The following is a 7,172-nucleotide window of genomic DNA, read 5'->3' on the forward strand; positions in this document are numbered from 1 at the left end:
AAGGAGGAGATTTTCGGCCCCGTGCTGCAGATCGTCCGCGCGCCCGATTTCGAAGCCGCGATCAAGCTGCCGAGCGAACATCAATACGGCAACGGCGTCGCCATCTTCACGCGCAACGGCCATGCCGCGCGCGAGTTCGCCGCGCGGGTCAATGTCGGCATGGTCGGGATCAACGTGCCGATCCCGGTGCCGGTCGCCTATCACACGTTCGGCGGCTGGAAGCGCTCGGCGTTCGGCGACACCAACCAGCATGGCATGGAAGGCGTCAAGTTCTGGACCAAGGTCAAGACCGTGACGCAGCGCTGGCCCGACGGCGGCGCCAGCGGCGACAGCGCCTTCATCATCCCGACGATGTGAGGACGGGGCGGTCGGCGACGATCGCCTCGAACTTCTCGTGATAGCGCGGATGCTCCGTTCCCATCATGCGGTCCCACCAGGTGAAATAGAGGCCGAAATTGTGCCGGCCTTCGCTATGGTGGAGATCGTGGTGCGTGGTGGTGGTCAGCCATCCCGTCCAGCGGCTCCGGGTGAAGCCCGGCCAGGCGAACTCGTGCCCCGAATGGCCGATCACGTTGCGGATGATCTGGTGGAGCAGGAACGCCAGCACGACCAAGGCGTGGAACGGCACGATCAGCAAGAACAGCGGCAGGAAGGCGGCCTCGAACCCGGCCTCGATCGGCGCGAAGCTGTAGGCGGACCAGGGCGTCGGGGTGCGCGACATATGGTGCGTCATATGCGCGCGGCGGAACAGCGCCTTCAGATGCAGCGCGCGGTGCATCCAGTAGAAATAGGCGTCGTGCGCGATGACGATGCCGACGAACTCGACGCCCGCCAGCCACGGCGGCGGCGCCGCCATCGAGACGTGGATGATACCCATCCGCGCCAGCGCGATGGTCAGCATGGTCGAGGCGGCGAAGGTCACCATGGTGACCAGCGAATTGATCACTTCGTGCTGCCAATCGGCGAAATCGGGCGTGCGCAACTGGATGCGCCGGCTTTCGGTCCAGCGCGCGCCGATCCACAGGATGAGGGTGACCGCGCCCGCCGCGGCGACGTAGCGAGTCAGTTCGATCATATAGCCCTGCGCGCCGCCCCTGATCAGGCTCAGCATCCAGTCGTTCATAACAAGCTCCCGTCGATTGATGTGGGAGCAATGGCGGATCGCCAGCGGCGGGTCGCGGCGTGGCCGGAAAAAGCCGGTCGATTCCGGAATCAATCAGCTATTTTCGAAACCGGCGAGCGCGGTGCGGCGCCAGTCGGTCGGGGTCTGGCCGGTGGTGTCGCGAAACGCGCGGTTGAACGGCGCCAGGCTGCCATAGCCCAGGTCCATCGCGATGGTGAGCACCGGCAGCGCCACCCTGGCCGGGTCGCGCAGCCATTCCCGGGCATCGGCGATGCGGTGCGAATTGAGGAAGTCGGAGAAATTGCGATAGCCCAGCCGCTGATTGATCAGCGCGCGCAGGCGGTGCTCGGGAACCCCGAGCTTCGCCGCCAGCACGCCGATCGACAGGCCCGGCTCGCGATAGACATGATCGGCCATCGCCGCGTCGAGTTGCTGCTTGAGCACATTCTCGGCGGGGCTCAGGCTCGGCAACGGCGGGGCAGGGGCGTCGGCGTCAAACAGCAATTCGGCATTGCTCGACAGCAGGACCGCGCCGAACGCCAGCACCGCGACCAGCGTGCTGCCCGATTGCAGCAGCATCAGCCAGGGAATGGTGACATAGCCGACCACCGCCTCGACCACGACCACGGCGAGCGTCTGGAGGCCGACCACCACCACGAAACCCGTGCGAAAGGCGCGTCGGCGCTCGATCAGATCGTCGCCGCGCTCGGTGATCGCGATCCAGATGGCATGGACGGTGAGCGCGAAGGCCAGCGCATGCTGGGTGACGTCGGCAGTCACCGGCATGCGGTGCGTCCAATATACGGCCACGAGGAAATTGAGCCAGCAGGCGAGTGTCACGGCGATCGCGATCGCGAACAGCCGGCGGTCGATGTGGCGCTCGAAGATCAATTGCGCGAACACCCACAAAGCGAGCGGCGAGCATTGCGATCCGAGCTGGACCACCGGCCAGATCTTCATGCTGCGCACATCGATCACCGGCGCGACATCGGCGAGATACGCCGCCACGCACAGCAGCAGCAGCACCGTCGCCCAGCGGATCGCGCGCGGCGCATGGCCGCGGCCGATCACCAAAGCGATCAGCATCAATTGCCCCGCCGACAGCAGGCGCAAGGCGGTATCGATCAGCAGCATGCGATCCATGACGCACGCGTTATGGCTTCGCTCCCGGCGTGGGTCTATGGCCCTTTCCACACCGTCCAGACGAGACTTTCCGCATGACCAACCAGTTCGACCTGACCGACGACCAGCGCGAGATCCAGGACCTTGCGCGCAAGTTCACCGCCGATCGCATCACGCCCTTCGCGGCGGAATGGGACGAGAAGCATCACTACCCGGTCGACGTCTGGAAAGCCGTCGGCGAACTCGGCTTCGGCGCGATCTACGTGTCCGAGGAATCGGGCGGGATCGGGCTCGGCCGGCTCGAGGCGGCGCTGATCATGGAGGCGATGGCCTATGGCTGCCCCGCGACCAGCGCGTACATCTCGATCCACAATATGGCGACGTGGATGATCGACCGCTTCGGTGGGCAGGAGATCAAGGACCGTTTCCTCCCCGACCTCGTCACCATGGACAAGATCGCGAGCTATTGCCTGACCGAGCCGGGCTCGGGGTCGGACGCCGCCGCGCTCAAGACCAGCGCCCGGCTGGACGGCGATCAGTATGTGCTCAACGGCACCAAGCAGTTCATCTCGGGCGCCGGCTATAACGACATCTACGTCTGCATGGTCCGCACCGGCGAGGAGAAGTCGAAGGGCATTTCCTGCCTGGTGGTCGAGAAGGACACGCCGGGTTTGTCGTTCGGCGCGCCCGAGAAGAAGCTCGGCTGGAACGCCTCGCCGACCGCGCAGGTGATCTTCGAGGATTGTCGCGTGCCTGTCGAGAACCGCGTCGGCGCGGAGGGCGATGGTTTCCGTTTCGCGATGGCGGGATTGGACGGCGGCCGGCTCAATATCGGCGCCTGCTCGCTCGGCGGGGCGCAGCGCTGCCTCGACGAGGCGGTCAAATACACCAAGGAGCGCCAGCAATTCGGCACCCCGGTGGCGGATTTCCAGAACACGCAGTTCATGCTGGCCGACATGGCGACCGATCTCGAGGCGTCGCGCGCGTTGCTCTATCTCGCGGCGGCCAAGGTGACGGCCAACGCGCCCGACAAGTCGCGCTTCTCGGCGATGGCCAAAAGGCTGGCGACCGACAACGGTTCGTCGATCGTCGACCGCGCGCTGCAATTGCACGGTGGCTACGGCTATCTGCGCGACTATCCGATCGAGCGCTTCTGGCGCGATCTCCGGGTGCATTCGATCCTGGAGGGGACCAACCAGGTCATGCGGATGATCGTCGGCCGGGATCTGACGCGGCAATGAGGGCTGCTATGAAAATCCTCCCCGGAACGGGGAGGGGGACCGCGCCGCGTATCGGCGTGGAGCAGGGGGCCCATCCCAAGGCCGCCTCCTTGCTTGCTGCCCGTTCGTCGCGGGCCCCCTCCACCACCGGCCTTGCGGCCGGCGGTCCCCCTCCCCGTTCCGGGGAGGAATTATTATGACCGCCACCGAAACTCCCACCCAGCTCTGGCAGGACGCGCTCGGCGATATCGGCCGGGCGTTGACCGCCGCCGCGCGCGCACCGGCCAGGCCGGAGGCGACACGCCCCTACGACCCGCTGGCGCTGTTCCGCACCATGTCGGACTTCGCAATCGGGCTGGGCAGCAACCCGGCGCAATTGCTCGAAGTGCAGGTCCAGGCCGCGCGCGAATGGGGCGAATTCTGGGCGCAGACCTTCACGCCGCGCGCGCCCTCGACCGAGCGGCCGCGCGACCGCCGCTTCGCCTCGCCCGAATGGGAGGAGAGTCCTTATTTCCGCACGATCCGCGACGCCTATCTGCTCGCCTCGAAGCAGATCCGCGGGCTCGCCGATGTCGCGGAAAAGGGCGACACGCCCAATGCCGCGATGATCAATTTCCTGGTCGACCAATATCTCAACGCGATCGCGCCGACCAATTTCGCGATGACCAATCCCGACGTAGTCAAGCGCACGATCGAGACCGGCGGCGCCAATCTCGCCCAAGGTTTCGCGCATTTCATCGAGGACGTCGCCGAAGGCAAAGGCATCGTCCGCCGACGCACGGCCGACGTGTTCGAAAAAGGCAAGACGCTCGCCGCGACCCCGGGTAGCGTGGTGTTCCAGAACCATCTGTTCCAGCTGATCCAGTACGATCCGGCGACCCCGGACGTGGCGGCCGAGCCGTTGCTCTACGTGCCGCCGCTGGTGAACAAATTCTACATGATCGACCTCCAGCCCAAATCGAGCCTGGTCAAATGGCTGGTCGACCAGGGGCGAACCGTATTCGTCATCTCCTGGATCAATCCCGACGAGCGCCATCGCGACTGTGGGGTCGAGCAATATGTGCTCGACGGGATCGTCGAGGCGATCGGCGCGGCGCGGCGCGCATCCGGCGCGGACAAGGTCGATCTGTTCAGCTTCTGCCTCGGCGGGACGCTGGCCGCGGTGGCGCTCGCCTGGCTCCAGGCCAAGGGTCGCGCGGAGGAGGTCAACACCGCGACGCTGATCGGCTCGATGGTCGATTTCGCCGACATGCGCGACTGGGCGGCGTTCGTCCACGAGGCGCATCTCGACGCGCTCGAAGGCCATCTCGAGCGGCAGGGATTCATCGACTCGACCGAATTGCAGCAATTGTTCGCCGCGGTGCGCTCCAACGACCTGATCTGGTCGTCGGTGATCAACCATTATCTGCTCGACCGCGACGCCCCGCCATCGGACCTGCTCTATTGGTTCGAGGATGGCGCGCGCATCCCGCGTGCCTTCCTCAAGTCGTACAATCGCGGCTTGCTGTTCTCGAACGCGCTCAAGGAGAAATCGGGCTTCGCGATCGACGGGGTGGAGATCGACCTGGCGGCGGTGACGACGCCGGTGATGCTGATCGCGCTGAAGGACGATCACGTCTCGGCGTGGAGTGCGGTCTATGACGGCGGCAAGTTGTTCGGCGGTCCGGTCACGTTCGTGCTCGGCGGATCGGGGCACAATGCCGGGGTGATCAATCCGCCGGCGGCCAACAAACACGGCTATTGGACCAGCGACGCGGCGCTCGAGGATGCGAGCGAATGGCTCGCCGGGGCGACGAAGAACGAAGGATCGTGGTGGCCATTCTGGACCGAATGGCTGGCCGAACATGGCTCGGGCAAGCGGGTGGCGGGCCGGGTGCCCGCCGATCCGATCGAGCCGGCACCGGGATCGTATGTAGCGATTACGCACTGAGGGACAGAAAGCCCCTCCCCTTCAGGGGAGGGGTTGGGGTGGGGGGAAGCCTCGTAGAGTGCGCCGCCCTTGACTGCCCCACCCCAACCCCTCCTCTGAAGGGAGGGGCTCGAGAATAGAAAAAAGGGAATGAGCTTGAACCTGATGACTACCGACGACGTCCGGACCTATCTCGATGGCGGCGCGGGGCGCTTGCGGCTCAACCGGCCCAAGGCGTTGCATTCGCTCAACCTCGACATGGTCCAGGCGATGACCCGCGCCTTGCTCGCCTGGCGGAGCGATCCCCAGGTGCGGATCGTGATGATCGATCATGCCGAAGGCCGCGGTTTCTGCGCCGGCGGTGACGTCGTGACGATCGCCAAGGACGTTCCCGAAGGCGGCAACGCGGGGCACGATTTCTTCTTCTACGAATATCGCCTCAACCACCTCATGTACACCTATCCGAAGCCCGGGGTCGCGTTCATGGACGGGGTGACGATGGGCGGCGGCGTCGGCATTGCCTGCCCGTGCCGTTACCGCGTCGCGACCGAGCGCACCCTGTTCGCCATGCCCGAGACGACGATCGGGCTGTTCCCCGATGTCGGCGGCGGGCGCTATCTGTCGCGGCTGCGTGGCCGCAGCGCGCAATTCCTTGCCCTGACCGGCGCCCGGCTCGACGGCGCCGAATGCGTCGCGATGGGGCTGGCCAATTTCTACGTGCCGTCGGAGCGGCTCGACGAGGTGAAGGCGCAGATCGCCGCCAATCCGGAGAAGACCGAATCGATCCTGGCCGGTGCCGCGGTGCCGCCGCCGTCCGCGAAAATCGTCGAGCATTTGCCCGATATCGACCGGCTGTTCGCTTCGGACGATTTCGAGGAGATCGTCGCCGCGCTGGAGGCCGATGGCGGCGATTGGGCGGTGAAGCAGCGCGCGGTGCTCGGCGGCCGCTCGCCGACCGCGTGCAAGGTCAGCCTGCGCATGCTGGTCGAGAGCCCGCGCCACCTTCATTTCGTCGACGAGATGCGGATGGAATTCGCGATCATGGCGCGGATGTATCGCGCGCACGATTTCGCCGAGGGCGTTCGCGCGCTGCTGATCGACAAGACCGGTGATCCGCGCTGGAGCCCGGCGACGCCGGCCGAGGTCACCGACGCGATGGTCGATGCCTATTTCCAGCCGCTGTCGGAGGACGAGCAATGGACGCCGCTGTGACTGTCGCCGACCCGGCCGATCTCTATCATGCGGTGAAGCGCGCCTGGGCGCCCGAGACGGTGACGACGCCGTTCGATCCCGCCAATCCGTGCCGCAACCAATGCGCGGTGACCGCGCTCGCGGTGCAGCGGCTGCTGGGCGGCGAGATCGTCAAGACGCGGACCAAGGGCGGCACGCATTTCTACAATCTGATCGATGGCCGCTATTGGGACCTGGCCGCCGATCAGTTCGACGAACCGATCCCCTACGAAAACCTGCCGACCTCTGCCGACGAGGCTTTCGAGCATGCGACCCCCGCGCAGCTCGACGCGTTGCTGGCCAATATCGCGTCGGCGCGCTGATGGAGCAGATGATGAGCTACGAAACGATCCTGGTCGAACAACGCGAGGGCGGCGTCACGCTGATCGCGCTCAACCGGCCGCAGGCGCTCAACGCGCTCAACAACCAGGTGCTGGGCGAATTGGTCGCCGCGCTTCAGGCGTTCGATGCCGATCCGTCGCAGGGTTGCGCGGTGCTGACCGGCAGCGAGAAGGCGTTCGCGGCGGGGGCCGACATCAAGGAGATGCAGCCGCAATCGTTCGGCGAC

General features: G+C 65.9%; 8 protein-coding genes. 6 read left to right on the forward strand and 2 right to left on the reverse strand.

From position 1 onward, the window contains the following. Window positions 1–357, forward strand: a 357-nt coding sequence (locus tag ACTHJR_RS11385) for an aldehyde dehydrogenase family protein (RefSeq protein ID WP_440523303.1), incomplete at its 5' end; no start/stop codon positions are given. Here the strand turns inward: ACTHJR_RS11385 and ACTHJR_RS11390 are convergent. Then, entirely contained in the window at window positions 341–1,123 is a 783-nt protein-coding gene (locus ACTHJR_RS11390) for a sterol desaturase family protein (protein WP_440523304.1), read from the reverse strand. The two genes, ACTHJR_RS11385 and ACTHJR_RS11390, sit on opposite strands and share 17 nt — an antisense overlap. A 93-nt stretch (window positions 1,124–1,216) precedes the next feature. Further along, entirely contained in the window at window positions 1,217–2,266 is a 1,050-nt protein-coding gene (locus ACTHJR_RS11395) for a helix-turn-helix domain-containing protein (protein ID WP_440523305.1), read from the reverse strand. A gap of 74 nt (window positions 2,267–2,340) precedes the next feature. Here ACTHJR_RS11395 and ACTHJR_RS11400 point away from each other — a divergent pair, with 74 nt between their 5' ends. The 5 genes from ACTHJR_RS11400 to ACTHJR_RS11420 form a co-directional block, all read left to right on the forward strand. After that, window positions 2,341–3,486, forward strand: coding sequence for an acyl-CoA dehydrogenase family protein (locus tag ACTHJR_RS11400; protein WP_440523306.1), 1,146 nt, complete (start codon window positions 2,341–2,343; stop codon window positions 3,484–3,486). Window positions 3,487–3,661: 175 nt separating this feature from the next. Then, a complete protein-coding gene (locus tag ACTHJR_RS11405; protein WP_440523307.1) occupies window positions 3,662–5,395 on the forward strand; it encodes an alpha/beta fold hydrolase in 1,734 nt (577 codons plus the stop codon). Between the two features lie 144 nt (window positions 5,396–5,539). Then, window positions 5,540–6,586, forward strand: coding sequence for an enoyl-CoA hydratase/isomerase family protein (locus tag ACTHJR_RS11410; RefSeq protein ID WP_440523308.1), 1,047 nt, complete (start codon window positions 5,540–5,542; stop codon window positions 6,584–6,586). Then, window positions 6,571–6,927 carry a YunG family protein gene (locus tag ACTHJR_RS11415; protein WP_440523309.1) on the forward strand — a complete coding sequence of 119 codons (357 nt, stop codon included), beginning with the start codon at window positions 6,571–6,573 and terminating at the stop codon, window positions 6,925–6,927. Before ACTHJR_RS11410 ends, ACTHJR_RS11415 begins: the two co-directional genes overlap by 16 nt. Window positions 6,928–6,935: 8 nt before the next feature. Then, window positions 6,936–7,172 (forward strand): enoyl-CoA hydratase-related protein (locus ACTHJR_RS11420; protein ID WP_440523310.1); only part of this gene is annotated, 237 nt, incomplete at its 3' end.

Source organism: Sphingomonas sp. (assembly GCF_051962185.1).
Lineage (GTDB): Bacteria > Pseudomonadota > Alphaproteobacteria > Sphingomonadales > Sphingomonadaceae > Sphingomonas.